A 19,130-nucleotide genomic window follows, 5' to 3' on the forward strand; every position below is an offset into this window, starting at 1 on the left:
GCAGACCACTCCCGCGTGGGAACGATCATCGAAGGGTTACTGAATCTCTTCAGGCTTGACGATCACCCAGTTCTTGTCCGCCGTCACCGGCAACCCTTCCTTGGCCTGAGCCGCAGCGTTTTTGGCCATCATGCCGTTAATCTGGGTCATGTATTTGTCTTTGCGGTTGACCCACAAGTGGATGCCCCCCTTTGCCACGTCGACGCCGTGGAACAGCATGAAACCATCGCTGGTCGGTGTATCGCCGCCGACCAGAACCGGCTTTTTCCACTCATCGATATAGGTCAGGATCGCCGCGTGCTTGCCAGCCATCCAGGTCGCCGGGGTCCACAAGTACGGGGTCAGTTCGAGGCCAAGGTTGGCCTTCTCGTCATACTTGCCGGCGGTGATTTGCTTGCGCGCCGTGGTCAGTTCGCCAGACATGGGATCCTTGAGCAGCAAGCTCACGCCGATCACGTTCTGCGGTTTCACGTTGTAGCCGTACTTCGGATCGGCGGCGACCATCCGCACCAATTCTTCGGAGGCGGCGGTCATCACGTAGACCTCGATGCCGTTCTCCATCAGCTTGTTGTAGAGCTCTTTCTGGCCGGTGAAGATTTTCGGCGGGTTGACGTCGAGGTTCTTGACCACGTCGCCTTCGTAGTAAGTCGCAGGCACCGGTTTACCGGACGCCATCAACTCATCGACGTAGCCTTTGAGTTCCTGGAGGGTAAAGCCGGAAAACACTTGGGCGACCCATGGGTAGCAAACCATGTCGTCGAGTTCGCAGAGGCGATAGTAGTAGCTGAACAGGCTTTCCTTGTGGTCGGCAGTGTCTTTGAACGGCATCAGTTTCAGGGAGGGGTCGAGTTTCTCACGGGTGATCAGACCCTTGTTTTCCATGAACGGCAGCAACGACTCTTCGAGGTCGTAGCGGTAACTGGTGTTGTCCATGTCGAACACCGCGTAGTTACCTTTGTTGGCGTTGGCGGCGATCATCGCGTCCAGCGCCTTGGCCTGATCGGCTGGCCAGTGTTTCAAATCCGTAGCGAATACTTGGCCGGTGAGGCCCAAACCCAATGCCATTGCGACAGCCAGAAATTTCGGTGCGAGCTTCATCGGCAATATCTCCCTGATTGAAAGATATCGACGCTAACAAATTAATGTGACGGTGCCCGTCTGCCTGCGACCGCTCACGTCTCTTTCGCGCCAGCTGCATCCCTGAGAGCGACATCGGCTTATTCCAAAAACGACAGTCACAAGAGTTTTTTGATATTAATTCATTGTAAATCAAGCTGTTAGGCTTGCCGGTTCGCAGCTGCCCCGGAAGGTGGCTGGCACAAGTCACTTTCGGAGTTCTTATGAATCTGCCGCTGATCCTCAATCTGCTGGTGTTCCTCGCGTTACTGTTTGGCCTGGCGCAAACCCGTCACACCACGTGGAGCCTGGCCAAAAAAGTCCTGCTCGCCTTGGTGCTGGGCGTGGTGTTCGGTGTGGCCCTGCACACCGTTTACGGTGCCGGCAACCCGGTACTGAAAACCTCGATCGGCTGGTTCGATCTGGTGGGCAACGGTTACGTGCAGTTGCTGCAAATGATCGTGATCCCGCTGGTGTTCGCCTCGATCCTCAGCGCCGTGGCCCGACTGCACAACGCCTCGTCGTTGGGCAAGATCAGCTTCTTGACCATCGGCACGCTGCTGTTTACGACGGCCGTTGCGGCGCTGATCGGTATCGGCTTGACCAACCTGTTTGGTCTGACTGCTGAAGGTCTGGTCGCGGGCACTCAGGAAATGGCTCGCCTGCAAACCATCCAGACAGACTACGCGGGCAAGGTCGCGGACCTGAATGTGCCGCAGTTGCTGCTGTCGTTCATTCCGCAAAACCCCTTCGCCGACCTCGCTCGGGCCAAGCCGACCTCGATCATCAGCGTGGTGATTTTCGCTGCATTTCTCGGCGTCGCGGCGCTGCAACTGCTAAAGGATGATGTCGAGAAAGGTCAGAAAGTGATCAACGCTATCGACACCCTGCAAGCCTGGGTGATGCGTCTGGTGCGTCTGGTGATGAAGCTGACCCCGTACGGTGTATTGGCGCTGATGACCAAAGTGGTCGCCGGCTCCAACCTGCAAGACATCATCAAACTCGGCAGTTTCGTGGTGGTTTCCTACGTCGGGCTGGGCCTGATGTTTGTGGTCCATGGCCTGCTGGTGTCGGCCGCCGGGATCAACCCGCTGCGTTTCTTCCGCAAGATCTGGCCGGTGCTGACGTTTGCCTTCACCAGCCGCTCCAGCGCTGCGACGATTCCGCTGAGTATCGAAGCCCAGACCAGCCGTTTGGGTATTCCACAGTCCATCGCCAGTTTCGCCGCTTCGTTCGGTGCGACCATTGGCCAGAATGGCTGTGCCGGTCTGTACCCGGCGATGCTGGCGGTGATGGTGGCGCCGACCGTGGGCATCAACCCGCTGGATCCGCTGTGGATCGCGACGTTGGTGGCGATTGTGACGCTGAGTTCGGCCGGTGTGGCCGGCGTCGGTGGTGGCGCGACGTTTGCCGCGTTGATCGTGCTGCCGGCGATGGGGTTGCCGGTGTCACTGGTGGCGTTGCTGATTTCGGTTGAGCCGCTGATCGACATGGGTCGTACGGCATTGAACGTCAGTGGTTCGATTACGGCGGGGGCGATTACCAGCCAGATCATGCAGCAGACGGATAAAGAACTGCTGGATGCGGAGGAGCATGCGCAGTTGGCTCAGGCTTAAGTCTGTCAGCGACTGAGCGGGCCTCTTCGCGGGCAAGCCCGCTCCCACAGGGTTCAGTGGTGTTCACTCGTTTTGTGTTTCACCGCAATCCATGTGGGAGCGGGCTTGCTCGCGAAGCTTTTAGGCTTTTTCCCACACCTCGAAGTTGTACCCTGGCTTGTCGCCTTCCGCCGCATTCGGAACATTCGACACCAGCTTCCACGCCTTCAAATCAAACTCCGGAAACCACGCATCTCCTTCCGGGCTCAACGCCACGCGCGTCAAATACAGCCGATCAGCCTGAGCCAACCCCTGCGCATACAACTGCGCCCCGCCAATCAGCATCACCTCATCGACGCCTTGCTCGTTCGCCCATTCCTGCGCCCGAACCACCGCCGCTTCAAGCGACGGATAAACCTCCGCGCCGTCCAGCTGCAGATCCGCCTGACGGCTGACCACGATGTTTAACCGGCCCGGCAACGGTCGACCGAGGGAATCCCAGGTCTTGCGACCCATGATGATCGGCTTGCCGAGGGTGGTGGCCTTGAAGTATTTGAAGTCCCCCGGCAGGTGCCAGGGCATGCTGTTGTCGACGCCGATCACACGGTTTTCACCGAGGGCTGCGATCAGGCTGAGGGGGAGTGATTTAGTCATGTCGGCGAGGATACCAGAGCCTCCCGTACCCCGATAAGCGCCACAGCGGTTATGCTCACCGTTCAATTGAGCGACGGGATGCCGCGTGACTGAACTGACTCCACTGCAAAACCTCTGGCTGACCGAGACGGTGCGCCTGCGTGAAGAACACGCCGGCCCCCTGGAGGACCTGGAAGCCAACCGACTGGCCCGCAGCGCGGGCGGCGATCTGCCGACACGTATTGCGCGCCGCGCCCTGTGGCTGGCCGAGCGCGATGGACTGAGCAGCGCCCTCAAACATTGGCTGCAAGGTGCGCGGCTGGCACTGTTGGTACTGGCTGTTCTCGCCGTCGCCAGCGGCGCCGGCCTGGCGTTTGCCGCGCTGGGCGACGGACAAACTCCGGTCAATGTGTTCTGGGCCTTGGGCAGTTTGCTCGGGCTGAACCTGATTTTGTTGCTGAGCTGGGCAGTGGGCCTGGTCTTCGCCGGCGAACACGGCGCCACCCTCGGACGCTTATGGTTATGGCTCAGCGAAAAACTCGCTCGCGATGCCAAAGCCGCGCAACTGGCCCCGGCCCTGCTGCTATTGCTGCAACGACAGAAACTCAATTGCTGGGCGATCGGTGTGCTGGTCAACGGTTTGTGGCTGCTGGCGATGCTCAGCGCCCTGGTGATGCTGCTGATGCTGATGGCGACCCGGCGTTATGGCTTCGTCTGGGAAACCACCCTCCTCAGCGGCGACACCTTCGTCGCCATGACCCAAGCCCTCGGCGCCCTGCCGGCCTTGCTGGGTTTCAACGTACCGACCGTGGAGATGATCCGCGCCAGCGGCGATGCCGCGCTGAACATCGAAAGCGCCCGTCAGGCCTGGGCCACCTGGCTGGTCGGCGTGCTAGTGGTCTACGGTGTTTTGCCACGGCTGTTGCTGGCGCTGTTTTGCCTGTGGCGCTGGAAAACCGGCCAAGCGGCATTGCACCTGGATTTGAACCTGCCCGGTTACGCCCAACTGCGCGAACGGCTGATGCCCACCAGCGAACGCCTGGGCATCAGCGACGCTGCGCCAGAGCAACTGCATCGTATTGAAAGCGGTGTCAGCGACCTGCCAAGCGATGGCGCGCTGCTGGTGGCCATCGAGCTGGACGATCAACGCCAGTGGCCGCCGCCACTGCCGAAAACCGTGAGCAACGCCGGCATTCTCGACAGTCGCGAATCGCGGCACAAACTCCTCGAACAGCTGAGCCGCTTCCCTCCTGCCCGTCTGGCCATCGCCTGCGATCCGCAACGTTCGCCGGACCGCGGCAGTCTGGCATTGATCGCCGAACTGGCTCGCAGCGCCAGCGCCACTCGCGTCTGGCTGCTGCAAGCACCGCCGGGCGAAGCGCTGGATGCCGAAAGGCTGGGTGACTGGCACGTGGCGCTGCAGCAGTTGGACTTGCCGTTCGCCGATTGCGCGCCGTTGAACTGGCTGGAGACCGGTCATGACTAATCCATGGACACCGCCCTTGAAGCTCGCCGTGGTCGGCCACACCAACGTCGGCAAAACCTCGTTGCTGCGCACCCTGACCCGCGATGTCGGTTTCGGTGAGGTGTCTCATCGCCCCAGCACCACGCGACACGTCGAAGGCGCACGGTTGTCGGTGGATGGCGAGCCTTTGCTCGACCTCTACGACACCCCCGGCCTGGAAGACGCCATCGTTCTGCTCGACTACCTCGAACGTCTGGAGCGACCAGGTGAACGCCTCGACGGCCCGGCGCGTCTGGCGCGATTCCTTGAGGGCAGCGAAGCCCGGCAACGTTTCGAACAGGAAGCCAAGGTGCTGCGGCAACTGCTGACCTGCGACGCCGGTCTCTACGTGATCGACGCCCGGGAACCGGTGCTGGCCAAGTACCGCGACGAACTGGAAGTGTTGGCCAGCTGCGGCAAACCGCTGCTGCCGGTACTGAATTTTGTCAGCAGCGCCAACCACCGCGAGCCGGATTGGCGCGAAGCGTTGGCACGCCTCGGTTTGCATGCGCTGGTGCGCTTCGACAGCGTCGCACCGCCGGAGGACGGCGAACGTCGGCTCTATGAAAGCCTCGCGCTGCTGTTGGAAAGCGCCCGCCCACAACTGGAACGCCTGATCGCCGATCAGCAAGCCCAACGCCAGGCCCGGCAACAAAGTGCGGCGCGGCTGATTGCCGAATTATTGATCGACTGTGCCGCCTACCGGCGCAGCGTGGTCAGTGAAGCCGAGCAAGAACAGCAGGCCATCAACGAACTGCGCAAAGCCGTTCGACAACGGGAGCAACGCTGCGTCGAAGCGCTGCTCAAGCTCTACGCCTTCCGTCCACAGGACGCGGCGGCCAGTGATCTGCCGCTGCTTGATGGCCGCTGGGGTGACGACCTGTTCAACCCGCAAACCCTGAAACTGCTGGGCGTGCGAGTCGGTGGCGGTATCGCTGCCGGCGCGGTAGCCGGGGCGGGCGTCGACCTGTTGGTGGGCGGGCTGACCCTTGGCGCAGCGGCACTGGCCGGGGCGATCGCAGGCGGAGCTCTGCAAACCGCCCGCAGTTATGGCAGCCGCTTGCTGGGCAAGATCAAAGGGCAGCGAGAGCTGACCGTCGATGACAGCGTGCTGCGGCTATTGGCATTGCGTCAGCGGCAACTGCTGCAAGCGCTCAATGCGCGAGGGCATGCGGCGATGGACAGCATTCAAGTGGCCACGCCCCAGGACAAAACCTGGCGCGAAGGCAAACTGCCCGAGGCACTGAACAAGGCGCGGGCGCATCCGCAGTGGTCGTCGCTCAATCCTCATGCGAAGTTGAGTCAGGCGCAAAGGCAGGAGCAGGTTGAGGTGTTGGCGCAGCAGCTTTAGATCTGTGGTGTCGGGACCGACCCCTTCGCGAGCAGGCTCGCTCCCACAAGGAGTACGCGTTCCACTGTGGGAGCGAGCCTGCTCGCGAAAGCCGCGACTCGGTCCCGGGTTTATACACAGGCCTTCAAAAACTCCCGCACCAACGACCTGACACGATTACGATCCGTGCGATTCGCCCGCCCGTCATTGTCCACGTCCGAACTCAATATCAGCTCGAAACCCCCATCGTTATCAAGATCGCGAGCTGCTGCTTTATAGACAATCACCGGCCCTTCATGAAAATGCAGGCGCACCGTCTCAGGCGTACCGTCCGCAGTTGGATTCTGCGAGAAGATTCGCAAGTGCCGCGTCTCACCTTCACCGGCGTTGAACCAGGCGCATTTCAAATAGGTTGTGCTGAAAGATTTGAGCCGCTTGAGATCCGCATCCGTTGCCTTGCGCTGCCTCTGATCATTTTCATAGAACTCAAAATCAACGGTAGCCGCCGCACCCTGACCGCTTCGATCCTGTGCAATCACTTTCAAATAACGCATCCGTGCGCTTCCTTGGGAAAAGCCCAGACTGGCCCGATACCGCAAGGCAATCCATCCACCGCTTCCCTATTGCCTGTGAGACAACTCAACGCGCCTCGCCGGACAAGGCATTCGCGGCCTTGCGCTTCAAGACGGCGAGGTCCATCACTGGAACGCCCACGTCCTTGGCTTGCTCATCACCCCGCCCTGATACTCCAGGGTCCGGCGACTGGCTTCGCTCAATCTCTCGTAATACCCAGGCTCTTTGAGCGTCAGGTAACGCTTGGCCTGAACGTGGTATTCCACCAGCCGCGCCATGCGCTCGCTGAAACCTGCGCGACGCAAATAATCCGCGCCCAACCGCTCGTGACTGACCACGCCGAAGCCGCCCATGTTCTACCAAACACCTCGGCGATCACTTGCTCATTGCGGTCCATCAGAGGTCTCCCAATAAAGTCGCGACGTTACGTTCAGCCATCGCCGGCCCGACGCTCATGCCGACACCCGTGTGCATCAGTGCCACGCTCACACCCGGCATCGGACGCAGGAACGAGAACGGCCCCGGTCCCCGAGAACCATAGACACCCTGCCAGCGTTCCACCACTTGCACCTTGCAACCCAGGGTGTGTTCTGCGAGTTCAATCATCCAATGGTCCACCTGTTCGGCATTGAACGGCGACGGGTCGCTGCCGTAATGGTGGGAGTCGCCGATGATCAATTCACCGTGAGGCGTCGGGCTGATCAGCAGGTGAATGCCGTTTTCATGCAGATGCGGTTCCTCTCGCAGGATTTGCGCGTGCACCGCCGCCGCTTCCGGCAGATCGGCGAAGGCGCCGTAGTGCACGCAGCTCAAACCGGTGAGCAAGGCGTGTTGCAGGTTGAGGTTGATTTTCGGTCGGGCGCGGAGCATTTGCAGGCGACAGATTTGCGGGTTGAGTTCGGCGATCGGCTCGGCCAGCAGCGTCTGATAATCGTGCCCGGAACAGACGATGATCTGTTCGGCGCTGAAGGTTCCGGCGGTGCTGTGCAGGCGGCCCGGCTCGATGTCGCGCACCAGGGTGGAGAAGTGAAACGCGACGCCAAGCTCGCGGCGCAGGTAGTCGATCAGCGCCGGAATCGCTTCGCGCGAATACAACTGCTGATCGTCCATCCCGTGCAACGCCGCGCGATGATGCCTGAACTGACCGCCGTACACATCGCGTAACGCAGCGCAGCGCAGCAGCTCGACGCGGTATCCGTGTTCCACGGCGCGGCCGGCGCAAAAGGCTTCCAGCAGGTGTTCTTCTGCTTCGGTGCGGGCAAACAGGTACGAGCCGTTGCGCTTGAGTTGCAGACCGGCGAGCTGCGCCCATTGGCCCCAGATCTCGCGGCTGGCCTTGGCCAGTTCGAGCATCGGGCCCGGTGGTTGGCCAGTGACCAGTGCCTGGCCGAAGTTGCGTACCGAGGCGCCCAAAGGTGTTTCGCTGCGCTCGAAAACCGTGACTTTGAGACCGCGTTTGGCGGCGGCGTAGGCGTGGGACAGGCCAAGAATGCCGGCGCCGACGATCAGCATGTCGTTGTGTTGTGTCATCAAGTGATGTCCTGAATTTGAAGCCGCCTTCGCGAGCAGGCTCGCTCCCACAGGGGTTTTGTGGTGGACATGAATTTTGTCCGCGCCACAGAACAAATGTGGGAGCGAGCCTGCTCGCGAAGAGGCCCGTCAGCCGATGAAGATCTTACTTGGCAACCACTTTCTCGGACTTACCGTCATAGCGCTTGCGCCATTCGGTGAGGATTTCATCGCGATTCTTCGACGCCCAGGCAAAGTCGTTCTTGATCAAACGCTGCTCATAATCCGCCGGCAACTCGGTCTGCGGCTTGGCAATACCCGGCTGAGCGAGCACCGCGAAGTTCTCTTTATAAAGCTCCATTGCCGCCGGACTGGCGGAGAAGTCAGCCAGTTTCTTCGCCGCGTCTTCATGCGGTGTGCCCTTGATCACGGCGGTGGCTTCGATCTCCCAACCCAGGCCTTCTTTCGGCAGGATGATGTCCAGCGGCGCGCCCTGGCGCTTCAACTGAACGGCCGGGTATTCAAAGGAAATACCAATCGGGAACTCACCCGCAGCTGCCAGCTTGCACGGCTTGGAACCGGAGTGAACGTACTGGCCAATGTTCTGGTGCAGGTCGTCCATGTACTGCCAGCCCTGCTTCTCGCCGAAGGTTTGCAGCCAGGCGCTGACGTCGAGGAAACCGGTGCCGGACGAGGCCGGGTTCGGCATCACGATCTTGCCTTTGTACTCAGGTTTGGTCAGGTCCTGCCAGCTCACGGGTTTGCTCAGGCCCTGCTTTTCGGCTTCGACGGTGTTGAAGCAAATGGTTGCGGCCCAGACGTCCATGCCGACCCAGGCGGGCGGGTTAGCGGCGTCGCGGTAGTTGCCGCCGATCTTGCCAAGATCCTTCGGCGCATAGCTTTGCAGCATGCCTTGCTGATCGAGGATCGCCAGGCTCGAGGCCGCCAGCCCCCAGACCGCGTCAGCCTGCGGACGGGCTTTTTCGGCCAGCAGCTTGGCGGTGATGATCCCCGTGGAGTCGCGCACCCACTTGATCTCGATGTCCGGGTTGGCTTTTTCGAAGGCTTCTTTGTAAGTCTTCAGTTGTTCGGCTTCGAGGGCGGTGTACACCGTCAACTCGGTAGTCGCCGCGAAGGCGTTCAGGCTGAAAGCGGTGAGGACAGCAGCGGCCAGGGCCAGGGGCTTGAACATGATCTTTTCCTGTTTGAGTTGAAGGCTTTGGGGTTTGAGGAGCAGGGAATCAATGGCCAGGCACGGTCTGCCGCCAGGCCTGGGAGCGGCGCAACAAACCGCGCGAGGCCCAGGCCAGCAGCAGGGACACGCCCGCCGAGGTGAACAGAATCAGGGTCGACATCGCCGCCGCGCCGCCGACGTTGCCGGCGTCGTCCATGTTCAGCACCGCCACCGCCGCGAGGATGGTGTCGGGGCTGTAGAGGAAGATCGCCGCCGAAACGGTGGTCATGGCCGAGACGAACAGGTAGCGCACGATGTCCAGCAGTGCCGGCAGGCAGATCGGCACGGTGACCCGCAGGTAATGCCGGTACAGCGGCGCCTTGAGCGACAGCGCGGCAGCTTCGAACTCGGCGTCGAGCTGGCGCAGCGCGGTGGTGGCGGTCATTTGCGCGGTGGTCAAATAGTGAGCAATGGTGCAGACCACCAGCAGGGTCATTGTTCCGTAGAGCACATGCAGCGGGTTGCCGCTAAGGTTGAAGAAGAAGACGTAACCCAAACCCAGCACCAGACCCGGCACCGCCATCGGTACGAAACTGAGCATGCGCAGGATCAGATTCAGCCCGCTTTGGCCCTTGGTTTTTTCCATCAGGTAGGCGCCGGTGAAGATCAGCACGCTGCCGATCAACGCCGTGCACAGGGCCATTTTCACGCTGTTGCCGTAGGCCAGCCAGCCACCGCCCGCCGTGTCGTTGAACTGATAATGGTTGAGCGACAGCGACAGGTTGTACGGCCAGAATTTCACCAGCGACGAGTACACCGCCATGCCGAACACCAACAGCAACACCGCGCAGATCAGCAACACGATGGCCAGGTAGCAACCGTCCCGCAGCTTCGACGGCGCTGGTTGAAAAACCTGCGCCCGGCCGCTCATGGAATCGCCGTGACGCCGACGCAACCAGGCGTCGACCCCGAAGCTGAACAGCGCCGGCAGCAGCAGGACCATGCCGATCAACGCGCCGCGACCGAACTGTTGTTGGCCGACCACGGCCTTGTAGGCTTCCAGCGCCAGTACTTGATAATCGCCACCGACCACCACAGGCACACCGAAGTCAGTGATGGTCAGGGTGAACACCAGACAGAACGCCGCGAACACCGCCTGACGCGTCGCCGGCCAGGTGATGCTACGGAAAGCTTTCGCCGGACTGGCGCCCATGCTGGAGGCCGCATCGAAGAGTCGCGCATCCGCCAGGGACAACGCCGACAGCAGAATCATCAAAGCGTGTGGGAAGGTGTAGATGACCTCGCCCAGAACAATGCCCCAGAAGCCGTAGATATTGTCCGAGAGCAAACCGCGCAGCATGCCCTGGTTGCCGAACAGATAAACCAGTGCGATACCCGGCAGCATCGACGGCGCCATCAGTGGCAACAGTGACATCCCACGCCAGATGCCTTTGCCCGGAATCAAGGTGCGTTGCAGCGCGTAGGCAAACAGGTAAGCCAGCGGAACGACAATGGCCGCAACGCTGAGGGAAACTTTAAGGCTATTGCCGAGCAGCCAGTGGAAGTTCGCACTGGTGACCAGTTCTCGTGCAGCGACCAGGCCACCACCCTGCCCGGCTTCAGAACTGAAACCGCGCCAGAAGATCGCCAGCAACGGCATCAACACCGCAACGCCGAGTAACACCAGCAAAAGGACTTTGCCGCCGACCACGAACACCCGGTCGCCGATCTCGGCACGGGAGGTCTGCCGAACCTGCTTGTGCGGTATCGGCAGCGCGATGTTCGCGCTCATCAGGCGAACACCTGCAGGCTGCGCGGTGGCAAGGCGACCATGATCTGCTGCGCGCCGAGACGCGGCATCGCTTCTGGCGCGAGTTCCGCCAGCAATGCGTGGCCTGGCAGTTGATCGAGTTCGAAGCTCATGCGGCAGCGATTGCCGAGGAAAGTAATCTCGCGAACCTTGGCCGGGAACAGGTTCTCTTCATGCACGGGCGGGTTGACGTTGATCGCTTCGGGGCGGCAAAACAGACGACCCGACGTCGTTTTAGCGCTGCCATCCGCCAGGCGCATGCTCATCCCGCCAACTTGCGCATGGCTGTCGCTGCTACGGTGAAACGGCAGCCAGTTGCCCTGCCCGACGAACTCCGCCACAAATGGCGTCGCCGGACGGTCGTAGATTTCCTGCGGCGTGGCGTATTGCTCAACCTTGCCGTTGTTCATCACGGCGATGCGGTCGGCCATCAGCATCGCTTCGTCCTGATTGTGCGTGACCATCAGGGTGGTGACGCCGAGGTTGCGCTGCAGTTGGCGCAGTTCGGTGCACAGATGCTCGCGGACTCGGGCGTCGAGGGCCGACATCGGTTCGTCGAGCAGCAGCAACGAAGGCGCCGGCGCCAATGCCCGAGCCAGCGCGACACGCTGCTGTTGGCCGCCAGACAATTGGCCGGGGTATTTTTTCTCACTGCCGATCAGGCCGACCAGTTCCAGCATCTGACCGACACGCTGGCGCACTTCATCGCGACCACTGCCCGCGAGGCCGTAGGCGATGTTCGCTTCGACGGTGAGATTGGGGAACAGCGCGTAGGACTGAAACAGAATGCCGTAGTCCCGCGCTTGGGGCGCCAGGTGGGAAACGTCGCGATCGCCAAGGTACAACTCGCCGCTGTCTTGCTTCTCCAGACCGGCGATGCAGCGCAACAAGGTGGTTTTGCCACAACCTGACGGACCGAGCAAACACACCAGTTCACCGGCCGCCACGTCGAGGGAAACGTTATCCAGCGCGGTGAACGCGCCGAAGCGTTTCTGCACGCCGCGCACTTTCATCGGGGCGCCGGGGTTAGTCAGGGCAGTTGCGATCGAGTGGTTCATGGACAGGCCTCATCAAGCAGATGAAGGCCATCCTAGATTTGTAATGCGTCCGTCATGTGGCAGTGAGGCAAAATCGGCTGATAGTGGTATTCAAGGATTTGGGTTGAGTGATGGGTTGTCTGGTCTGGCCCCTTCGCGAGCAAGCCCGCTCCCACATTTTGGAATGCGTTCCCCTGTGGGAGCGGGCTTGCTCGCGAAGAGGCCTGCACAGTCAGCGTAACTCTCAGGCCGGAGCCATTTCCTGCGCCAACCCGAGAAACGCCGCCGGCAGCCGCGCGCCTTTTCGTTCCTTGAGGCAGTACAAATACTCTGGAATCTGCGGCGCATTCTCGATGGTCAGCACCCGCAACTGGGGATCGTGCGGCACTTCCTGCCGGGCAATGATGCTGATGCCGATGTTGCGCAGCACCGCCTCACGGATCGACTCACGGCTACCAATCTCCAGCAAAGGCCCGAAACTCACCCCGGCGTTGGCCAACATTTCCTCGGTCAGGCAGCGAGTGGTCGAGCCCGACTCGCGCATCAACAACGTATGCCCGGCCAACGCACTGAGCGGTACATGGTCGTGGACCGCCAGCGGATGATTGCGATGCACCGCCAGCACCAGCGGATCACTGCCGAGCACGCGGCGGATCAGCCGCGCATCGTCGAGCAACTGCGACGACGCCGCGATGTCCACACGGTACTCCTCGAGCGCCTCCAGCACTTGCTGAGAGTTGCCGATTTCTACCGACACCTCTACGTGCGGCAAGCGCTCGCGAAAGGTCTTCACCAGATCGAGGATGTAATACGGCGCGGTGGCCGCAATGCGCAACGTGCCCTGGACCTGACCGCTGTTGCGCAGGAAAAACTCAATGTCGGCTTCCTGCTGCAACAGCGCCTTGACCATCGGCAGCAACCGCGCGCCTTCATCGCTGACGCTGAGGCGACGGCCGCCACGGTAGAACAGCTCAACCGAGTACTGACTCTCCAGATGGCGAATCTGGGTCGTCACCGTGGGTTGACTCAGGCCGAGTTTTTTCGCCGCCAGGGTAATGCTGCCCAGGCGGGCAACCATATAAAACGCCTTCAGCTCGGCACTCAGCACACCCTTCCCCCATCGTTATTTGCGCAGCAGGCGCAAACCGTTGAACACCACCAACAGACTCACGCCCATGTCGGCGAACACCGCCATCCACATGGTGGCGATCCCAGCGAAGGTTACTCCAAGAAAGATCGCTTTGATGACCAATGCCAGGGCAATGTTTTGTTTGAGGATGCGGGAAGTCTGCCGTGACAGCCGGATAAAGGTCGGGATCTTGCGCAGATCGTCGTCCATCAGGGCGACATCGGCGGTTTCGATGGCGGTATCCGTACCCGCCGCCGCCATGGCGAAACCAATCTCGGCCCGCGCCAGCGCTGGTGCGTCGTTGATGCCGTCGCCGACCATGCCGACGTTATGGCCTTGTGCATAAAGGGCTTCGATGGCTTGCAGCTTGTCGGTCGGCAACAGATCGCCCTTGGCCTCGTCGATGCCGACTTGCGCGGCAATCGCCTGAGCGGTGTGGACGTTATCGCCGGTGAGCATCAGGGTCTTGATGCCCAGATCGTGCAGTTGCTGGATCGCCTCGCGGCTGGACTCTTTGACCGTATCGGCCACGGCGAACAGCGCCAGCGGGCCGGACTTGTCGAGCAGCAGCACCACGGACTTGCCCTGTTTTTCCAGGGCAAACAGCTTCTCCTCCAGCGCTGGCGAGCACAGGCCCAGTTCTTCCACCAGGCGGTGGTTGCCCAAGTGATACGTCTGACCGTTGATTTCGCCACGTACGCCGCGGCCGGCCAGCGCCTCGAAGTTATCCACAACGAGCGGCGCGAATTGTTTATCCACAGCCGCGTTGGCGATGGCCAAGGACACCGGGTGATCCGAGCGACCGGCCAGCGCCGCTGCAATCGCCGGGGCTGCTTCCTCAGTGGTTGGCTCGAGGGACAGATAATCGGTCTGCACCGGTTTGCCGTGGGTGATGGTGCCGGTCTTGTCCAAAGCCAGGTAGTCGAGCTTGTAACCACCCTCAAGATAGACGCCGCCCTTCACCAGAATCCCCTTGCGTGCCGCTGCCGCCAAGCCGCTGACGATGGTCACTGGCGTGGAAATCACCAGTGCACACGGGCACGCGACCACCAGCAACACCAGCGCCCGGTAGATCCAGTCGAACCACACGGCGCCCATGAACAGTGGCGGAATCACCGCCACCGCGAGGGCGAAGATGAACACTGCGGGGGTGTAGATTTTTGAAAACTGGTCAACGAATCGCTGAGTCGGGGCCCGCGCACCTTGAGCCTGCTCGACAGCGTGGATGATCCGCGCCAACGTCGAATTGTTGGCCGCAGCGGTCACTGTGTATTCAAGAGAACCCGCCTGATTGATGGTGCCGGCGAACACCTTGTCGCCTACGGCTTTCTCAACCGGCAAGCTTTCGCCGGTGATCGGCGCCTGATCGATGGTCGAACTGCCCGACACTACTTCGCCGTCCAGTCCAATCCGCTCGCCGGGACGTACCCGCACTCGCGCGCCCAGCTCGATGGTTTTCACGGACTGCGAGACCCAGCTGCCGTCGGCTTGCTGCACCGTGGCCTGTTCCGGGGTCATCTGCATCAGGCCGCTGATGGCGTTTCGCGCCCGGTCCAGAGATTTGGCCTCGATCAACTCGGCCACGGTGAACAGGAACATAACCATCGCGGCTTCCGGCCACTGACCAATCAGGATTGCGCCGGTCACCGCGATGCTCATCAGCGCGTTGATGTTCAGGTTGAGGTTTTTGAGCGCGATCCAGCCTTTCTTGTAGGTGGTCAAGCCGCCACTGAGGATCGAGATCAGCGCGATGATTGCCACCACCCACGTCGGTGCGACGTTGGTGAAGTGGATAACTTCTGCAGCCAGCGCACCCACGCCGGACAGCGCCAAGGGCCACCAGTGCTTTTTCTCGGGGATTGGCGCTGGCGCTTCGGTGCCCTGCTCCATCGGTTCGGCCAGCATGCCCAGCGACTTGATTGCCTCGATGATCGGCGCAGTGGTCGGCAGGTCATGGGTGACGCCTAACACGCGGTTGATCAGGTTGAATTCCAGTTGCTGCACACCCGCGAGTTTGCCGAGTTTGTTCTGGATCAGCGTCTGCTCGGTCGGGCAGTCCATGGCGTCAATGCGGAAACTGCTCAGACGCGCGCCGGTGGTTGGCTTGTCGCTCAACTTGATCAGCGATGGCGCCGCCACTTTCGAAGAACAGCAGGAATCCCCGTGGCCGCCATGGTCATGCTGGGACACAGGCTGCAGTCTGTGGCTGTGATCGTGATCAGCCTCGGGTTTGTGCGTGTGAAGGGAATCGCTCATTGGGTCGCGTCCAGAAAGGTGCCTGTTGCCAAGTAAAGACCCTGTAGCCACTATAGGGTCAAGCACCCTTTTGGAGATTGCCATCATGAAGATCGGAGAACTGGCCAAACTCACCGACTGCGCCGTGGAAACCATCCGCTACTACGAGCGCGAAAACCTGCTACCGGAACCTGCCCGCAGCGACGGCAACTACCGCGTCTACACCCAGGCCCACGCCGAGCGCCTGACCTTCATCCGCAACTGCCGCACCCTCGACATGACCCTGGGAGAAATCCGCAGCCTGCTGGCCCTGCGCGACAGTCCGCAGGATCAGTGTGAAAGCGTGAATGCGTTGATCGACGAACACATTCATCACGTGAAGGCGCGGATCGATGGGTTGCTGGCCTTGCAGACACAACTGCTCGACCTGCGCCAACGCTGTGGCGAAGGGCCGGAAATTGATCAGTGCGGGATTTTGCAGCGGCTGGAAGTGAGTGGCGGGGTTGTGGCGACGGCGGTGGAGCATTCTCATGTCGGCCGCAGTCACGGCCACTAGGAACACCTCATAACCAAATGTGGGAGCGAGCCTGCTCGCGAAGCGGTGTATCAAACAACATCATTGTTGACTGACACTCCCTCTTCGCGAGCAGGCTCGCTCCCACATGGGGTCAGCGGTAGTTCTTTAGACCGCCATCGGCGCGGTCATTGGGGCGTGGTGTTCGTAACCTTCCAGCGAGAAATCACTCGGCTCGATCAACTCCAGCCACTCCGGCTGGTAAACGCCAGTCTTGGCAAACTCCGGCACACGCTCGGAAATCACCAGTTTCGGCATCGGGAACGGCTCGCGCTTGAGCTGCTCGTTGAGCATGTCCAGGTGGTTTTCGTAGATGTGCGCGTCACCGATGAAATAGGTGAACCAGCGCGGCGTGTAGCCGGTCAGGCGACCGATCAGGCTCAGCAGCGCGGCGCCTTCGGTGAGGTTGAACGGCGTGCCGAGGCCCAAATCATTGGAGCGGATGTAAAGGGTCAAAGAAATCTCTTTGGTCTCGACATTCGGGTGGAACTGGTACAGCAGATGGCACGGCGGCAGGGCCATTTCATCGAGCTGGGCGACGTTCCAGCCGTGGAACAGGATGCGGCGGCTGCCCGGGTCCTTGATGATGGTGTCGACGCACTGGCGGATCTGGTCGATCGCTTTGTACAGCACCACGTAAGCCTGACCGTCCTCTTCGCCTTCGGCAATCTGACGATAACCCTGGTTCAGGGTCTGCTCGATGGCGGCCTTGTTGCTGACCGGGATCTGCTTGTACGCCGGCCATTTGCGCCATTGCACGCCGTAGATCTCACCGAGGTCATCTTCGCCCTGACGGAACGGATTGGCCAGCCACTGCGCGTTTTCGTTAGCGTTCTGATCCCAGACCTTGCAGCCCAGCGCACGGAATTCGGCTGCGTTGTTCACCCCGCGCAGAAAACCACACATCTCGCCGATGGCCGATTTGAAGGCCATTTTGCGCGTGGTGATCGCCGGAAAACCTTCCTTCAGGTCATAACGCAGCATCGCGCCAGGGAAACTGATGGTGTTCACGCCGGTGCGGTTGGCCTGCTTGGTGCCGTTTTTGATGACGTGGGCGACCAGTTCGAGATATTGCTTCATGAGTTACCTGTGTCCTTGAACCCGGGGCCGTCGCCCCGGTGTTCGAATTTAAAGCGCAGCGTTCGCCGGGGTAGCCGGAGCGCGGTGGTATGCAAGCCAGATCAGGAACAGCCCGCCAACGACCATCGGTACGCACAGTACCTGGCCCATGGTCAGCCAGTTCCAGGCCAGATAGCCCAGTTGCGCGTCCGGCACCCGGACGAATTCAACGATGAAACGGAAAATGCCATAGAACAGCGCGAACATCCCGGACACCGCCATGGTCGGCCGCGGCTTGCGCGAGAACAACCAGAGAATGGCGAACAGCGCCACGCCTTCGAGCGCGAACTGGTACAGCTGCGACGGGTGACGCGCCAGTTGCGCCGGATCGGTCGGGAAGACCATCGCCCACGGCACGTCGGTTGCTTTGCCCCACAACTCGGCGTTGATGAAGTTGCCGATGCGCCCGGCACCCAGGCCGATCGGCACCATCGGTGCGACGAAATCCATCAGCTGGAAGAACGACTTGCCGTTCTTTTTACCGAACCACAACGCTGCCAGCATCACGCCGATAAAGCCGCCGTGGAACGACATGCCGCCCTTCCAGACCTCGAAAATCAGCGTCGGGTTGGCCAGATAAGCATTCAGATCGTAGAACAGCACGTAGCCCAGACGCCCGCCGACGATAACGCCCATCGACATCCAGAAGACCATGTCGGAGAGCTTCTCCTTGGTCCAGGTCGGGTCGAAGCGATTCAACCGGCGCGACGCCAGCAGCCAGGCACCGCCGATGCCGATCAGGTACATCAAGCCGTACCAGTGGATTTTCAGCGGACCGATGGCCAAGGCCACCGGGTCGATCTGCGGGTAAGGCAGCATTGCGACTCCTTGTTAGAGTTGAAACCAAAATTCCCGGGCGACACTGCCACGCCAGGATTAAGCCAGGATTGCGGTACGCGTCAGAGCAAAAAGCTCAGGCCCACGCAGAACAGCAAAGCGGCAAACAGTCTTTTCAGCAACTTCGGCGACAGGCTGTGGGCCAGTCGCGCGCCGAGGCGGGCGAAGACCATGCTGGTCAGGGCGATCCCTAGCAGCGCCGGCAAATAAATAAAACCCAGACTATGGGCCGGCAGCAATGGATCGTGCCAGCCCAGAATCATGAAAAATAACGCACTGGACAAGGCGATCGGCAGACCGCAGGCAGATGAAGTCGCCACCGCTTGCTGCATCGGCACGCTGCGCCAGGTCAGGAACGGCACCGTCAGCGAACCGCCGCCAATCCCGAAAATCGCCGAGGCCCAGCCAATCACACTGCCGGCCACGGTCAGACCGACTTTACCGGGCACCGTTCGGCTGGCCTTTGGTTTGAAGTCCAAGGCGAGCTGAACGGCGATGATCAGTGCAAAGACGCCGATGATTTTCTGCAAGTTTGGCCCGGAGATCGCCTCGGCAGTCAACGCGCCGAAACCGGCACCGATGAGAATGCCGAGGGTCATCCAGGCAAAAATCGGCCAACGCACGGCACCGCGACGATGATGTTCGCGGATCGCATTGATCGAGGTAAATATGATTGTCGCCAGGGACGTGCCGACCGCCAGATGGGTCAGGATCGACGCATCGAAACCCTGCAAGGTGAAACTGTACACCAGCACCGGGACGATAATGATCCCGCCGCCAACCCCGAACAGCCCGGCCAGCACGCCTGCACAGGCGCCCAGCGCCAGATAGAGCAGAAATTCCATGTGCATCCCCAAATTAGAGCGGCATGGTAACGGATGCATGGCCTCAAGCTCCACTGGATGGCGATGGATAGAAGCGTGATGTCTGCGTAGAGTGAGCAAAAAACACACAA

16 protein-coding genes and 1 pseudogene are annotated in these 19,130 nt (G+C 60.9%); 4 read left to right on the forward strand and 13 right to left on the reverse strand.

The genetic code is table 11. The annotated features are described in order from the left end of the window. Nucleotides 1-36 precede the first annotated feature (36 nt). Nucleotides 37-1,098 (reverse strand): HAD family hydrolase, encoded by a 1,062-nt coding sequence (locus tag ACYZTX_RS28175; RefSeq protein WP_462036753.1) that lies wholly within the window; start codon nt 1,096-1,098, stop codon nt 37-39. A gap of 242 nt (nt 1,099-1,340) precedes the next feature. Here ACYZTX_RS28175 and ACYZTX_RS28180 point away from each other — a divergent pair, with 242 nt between their 5' ends. Next, nucleotides 1,341-2,732 carry an L-cystine transporter gene (locus tag ACYZTX_RS28180; RefSeq protein WP_462036754.1) on the forward strand — a complete coding sequence of 464 codons (1,392 nt, stop codon included), beginning with the start codon at nt 1,341-1,343 and terminating at the stop codon, nt 2,730-2,732. 120 nt (nt 2,733-2,852) lie between these two features. Here ACYZTX_RS28180 and ACYZTX_RS28185 read toward each other — a convergent pair whose 3' ends face one another. Next, nucleotides 2,853-3,365: a dihydrofolate reductase gene (locus ACYZTX_RS28185; RefSeq protein WP_462036755.1), complete on the reverse strand. Its 513-nt coding sequence runs from the start codon at nt 3,363-3,365 to the stop codon at nt 2,853-2,855. 85 nt (nt 3,366-3,450) lie between these two features. Between ACYZTX_RS28185 and ACYZTX_RS28190 the strand changes: the two genes are divergently transcribed. Together ACYZTX_RS28190 and ACYZTX_RS28195 are read left to right on the forward strand one after the other, a co-directional pair. After that, on the forward strand, nt 3,451-4,830 hold the full coding sequence (locus ACYZTX_RS28190; RefSeq protein ID WP_462036756.1) for a DUF2868 domain-containing protein: 1,380 nt from the start codon (nt 3,451-3,453) through the stop codon (nt 4,828-4,830). Further along, on the forward strand, nt 4,823-6,199 hold the full coding sequence (locus ACYZTX_RS28195) for a GTPase/DUF3482 domain-containing protein (protein WP_462036757.1): 1,377 nt from the start codon (nt 4,823-4,825) through the stop codon (nt 6,197-6,199). The genes ACYZTX_RS28190 and ACYZTX_RS28195 overlap by 8 nt, the downstream gene beginning before the upstream one ends. A gap of 110 nt (nt 6,200-6,309) precedes the next feature. Here the strand turns inward: ACYZTX_RS28195 and ACYZTX_RS28200 are convergent, their stop codons facing one another. The 8 genes and pseudogenes from ACYZTX_RS28200 to ACYZTX_RS28235 form a co-directional block, all read right to left on the reverse strand. Further along, nucleotides 6,310-6,732, reverse strand: a complete 423-nt coding sequence (locus ACYZTX_RS28200) for a hypothetical protein (protein ID WP_462036758.1) — start codon at nt 6,730-6,732, stop codon at nt 6,310-6,312. Nucleotides 6,733-6,817: 85 nt separating this feature from the next. Continuing rightward, nucleotides 6,818-7,107 (reverse strand): annotated as a pseudogene (locus ACYZTX_RS28205) (HD domain-containing protein); the annotation flags it as partial. Between the two features lie 40 nt (nt 7,108-7,147). Further along, entirely contained in the window at nt 7,148-8,281 is a 1,134-nt protein-coding gene (locus tag ACYZTX_RS28210) for a TIGR03364 family FAD-dependent oxidoreductase (RefSeq protein ID WP_462036759.1), read from the reverse strand. Between the two features lie 145 nt (nt 8,282-8,426). Beyond that, nucleotides 8,427-9,452 carry a putative 2-aminoethylphosphonate ABC transporter substrate-binding protein gene (locus ACYZTX_RS28215; RefSeq protein WP_462036760.1) on the reverse strand — a complete coding sequence of 342 codons (1,026 nt, stop codon included), beginning with the start codon at nt 9,450-9,452 and terminating at the stop codon, nt 8,427-8,429. A 49-nt stretch (nt 9,453-9,501) separates the two neighbouring features. Then, on the reverse strand, nt 9,502-11,226 hold the full coding sequence (locus tag ACYZTX_RS28220; protein WP_462036761.1) for a putative 2-aminoethylphosphonate ABC transporter permease subunit: 1,725 nt from the start codon (nt 11,224-11,226) through the stop codon (nt 9,502-9,504). Further along, entirely contained in the window at nt 11,226-12,302 is a 1,077-nt protein-coding gene (locus tag ACYZTX_RS28225; protein ID WP_462036762.1) for a putative 2-aminoethylphosphonate ABC transporter ATP-binding protein, read from the reverse strand. Before ACYZTX_RS28225 ends, ACYZTX_RS28220 begins: the two co-directional genes overlap by 1 nt. Before the next feature lie 223 nt (nt 12,303-12,525). Then, entirely contained in the window at nt 12,526-13,389 is an 864-nt protein-coding gene (locus tag ACYZTX_RS28230; protein ID WP_462036763.1) for a LysR family transcriptional regulator, read from the reverse strand. Nucleotides 13,390-13,404: 15 nt separating this feature from the next. Next, complete coding sequence (locus ACYZTX_RS28235) at nt 13,405-15,666, reverse strand: heavy metal translocating P-type ATPase (RefSeq protein WP_462036764.1); 2,262 nt, start codon at nt 15,664-15,666, stop codon at nt 13,405-13,407. Between the two features lie 85 nt (nt 15,667-15,751). Between ACYZTX_RS28235 and cadR the strand changes: the two genes are divergently transcribed. Further along, on the forward strand, nt 15,752-16,201 hold the full coding sequence (gene cadR / locus ACYZTX_RS28240; protein ID WP_462036765.1) for a Cd(II)/Pb(II)-responsive transcriptional regulator: 450 nt from the start codon (nt 15,752-15,754) through the stop codon (nt 16,199-16,201). 126 nt (nt 16,202-16,327) lie between these two features. On the opposite strand, the gene ACYZTX_RS28245 is transcribed toward cadR, so the two are convergent. From ACYZTX_RS28245 to ACYZTX_RS28255, 3 genes are all read right to left on the reverse strand, one after another. Next, nucleotides 16,328-17,299: a thymidylate synthase gene (locus ACYZTX_RS28245; RefSeq protein ID WP_462036766.1), complete on the reverse strand. Its 972-nt coding sequence runs from the start codon at nt 17,297-17,299 to the stop codon at nt 16,328-16,330. Nucleotides 17,300-17,347: 48 nt separating this feature from the next. Then, a complete protein-coding gene (lgt, locus tag ACYZTX_RS28250) occupies nt 17,348-18,157 on the reverse strand; it encodes a prolipoprotein diacylglyceryl transferase (RefSeq protein ID WP_462036767.1) in 810 nt (269 codons plus the stop codon). An 80-nt stretch (nt 18,158-18,237) separates the two neighbouring features. Then, a complete protein-coding gene (locus ACYZTX_RS28255; RefSeq protein ID WP_462036768.1) occupies nt 18,238-19,020 on the reverse strand; it encodes a sulfite exporter TauE/SafE family protein in 783 nt (260 codons plus the stop codon). Nucleotides 19,021-19,130: the final 110 nt, after the last annotated feature.

Source organism: Pseudomonas sp. MDT1-17 (assembly GCF_054898105.1).

Bases quoted from the DNA above. Each gene is read 5' to 3' on its own strand.
- ACYZTX_RS28210 (WP_462036759.1), bottom strand. From the start codon at position 8,281: ATGACACAACACAACGACATGCTGATCGTCGGCGCCGGCATTCTTGGC.
- ACYZTX_RS28235 (WP_462036764.1), bottom strand. From the start codon at position 15,666: ATGAGCGATTCCCTTCACACGCACAAACCCGAGGCTGATCACGATCAC.
- ACYZTX_RS28245 (WP_462036766.1), bottom strand. From the start codon at position 17,299: ATGAAGCAATATCTCGAACTGGTCGCCCACGTCATCAAAAACGGCACC.
- ACYZTX_RS28200 (WP_462036758.1), bottom strand. From the start codon at position 6,732: ATGCGTTATTTGAAAGTGATTGCACAGGATCGAAGCGGTCAGGGTGCG.
- cadR (WP_462036765.1), top strand. From the start codon at position 15,752: ATGAAGATCGGAGAACTGGCCAAACTCACCGACTGCGCCGTGGAAACC.
- ACYZTX_RS28180 (WP_462036754.1), top strand. From the start codon at position 1,341: ATGAATCTGCCGCTGATCCTCAATCTGCTGGTGTTCCTCGCGTTACTG.
- ACYZTX_RS28175 (WP_462036753.1), bottom strand. From the start codon at position 1,098: ATGAAGCTCGCACCGAAATTTCTGGCTGTCGCAATGGCATTGGGTTTG.
- lgt (WP_462036767.1), bottom strand. From the start codon at position 18,157: ATGCTGCCTTACCCGCAGATCGACCCGGTGGCCTTGGCCATCGGTCCG.
- ACYZTX_RS28185 (WP_462036755.1), bottom strand. From the start codon at position 3,365: ATGACTAAATCACTCCCCCTCAGCCTGATCGCAGCCCTCGGTGAAAAC.
- ACYZTX_RS28220 (WP_462036761.1), bottom strand. From the start codon at position 11,226: ATGAGCGCGAACATCGCGCTGCCGATACCGCACAAGCAGGTTCGGCAG.
- ACYZTX_RS28225 (WP_462036762.1), bottom strand. From the start codon at position 12,302: ATGAACCACTCGATCGCAACTGCCCTGACTAACCCCGGCGCCCCGATG.
- ACYZTX_RS28215 (WP_462036760.1), bottom strand. From the start codon at position 9,452: ATGTTCAAGCCCCTGGCCCTGGCCGCTGCTGTCCTCACCGCTTTCAGC.
- ACYZTX_RS28255 (WP_462036768.1), bottom strand. From the start codon at position 19,020: ATGGAATTTCTGCTCTATCTGGCGCTGGGCGCCTGTGCAGGCGTGCTG.
- ACYZTX_RS28195 (WP_462036757.1), top strand. From the start codon at position 4,823: ATGACTAATCCATGGACACCGCCCTTGAAGCTCGCCGTGGTCGGCCAC.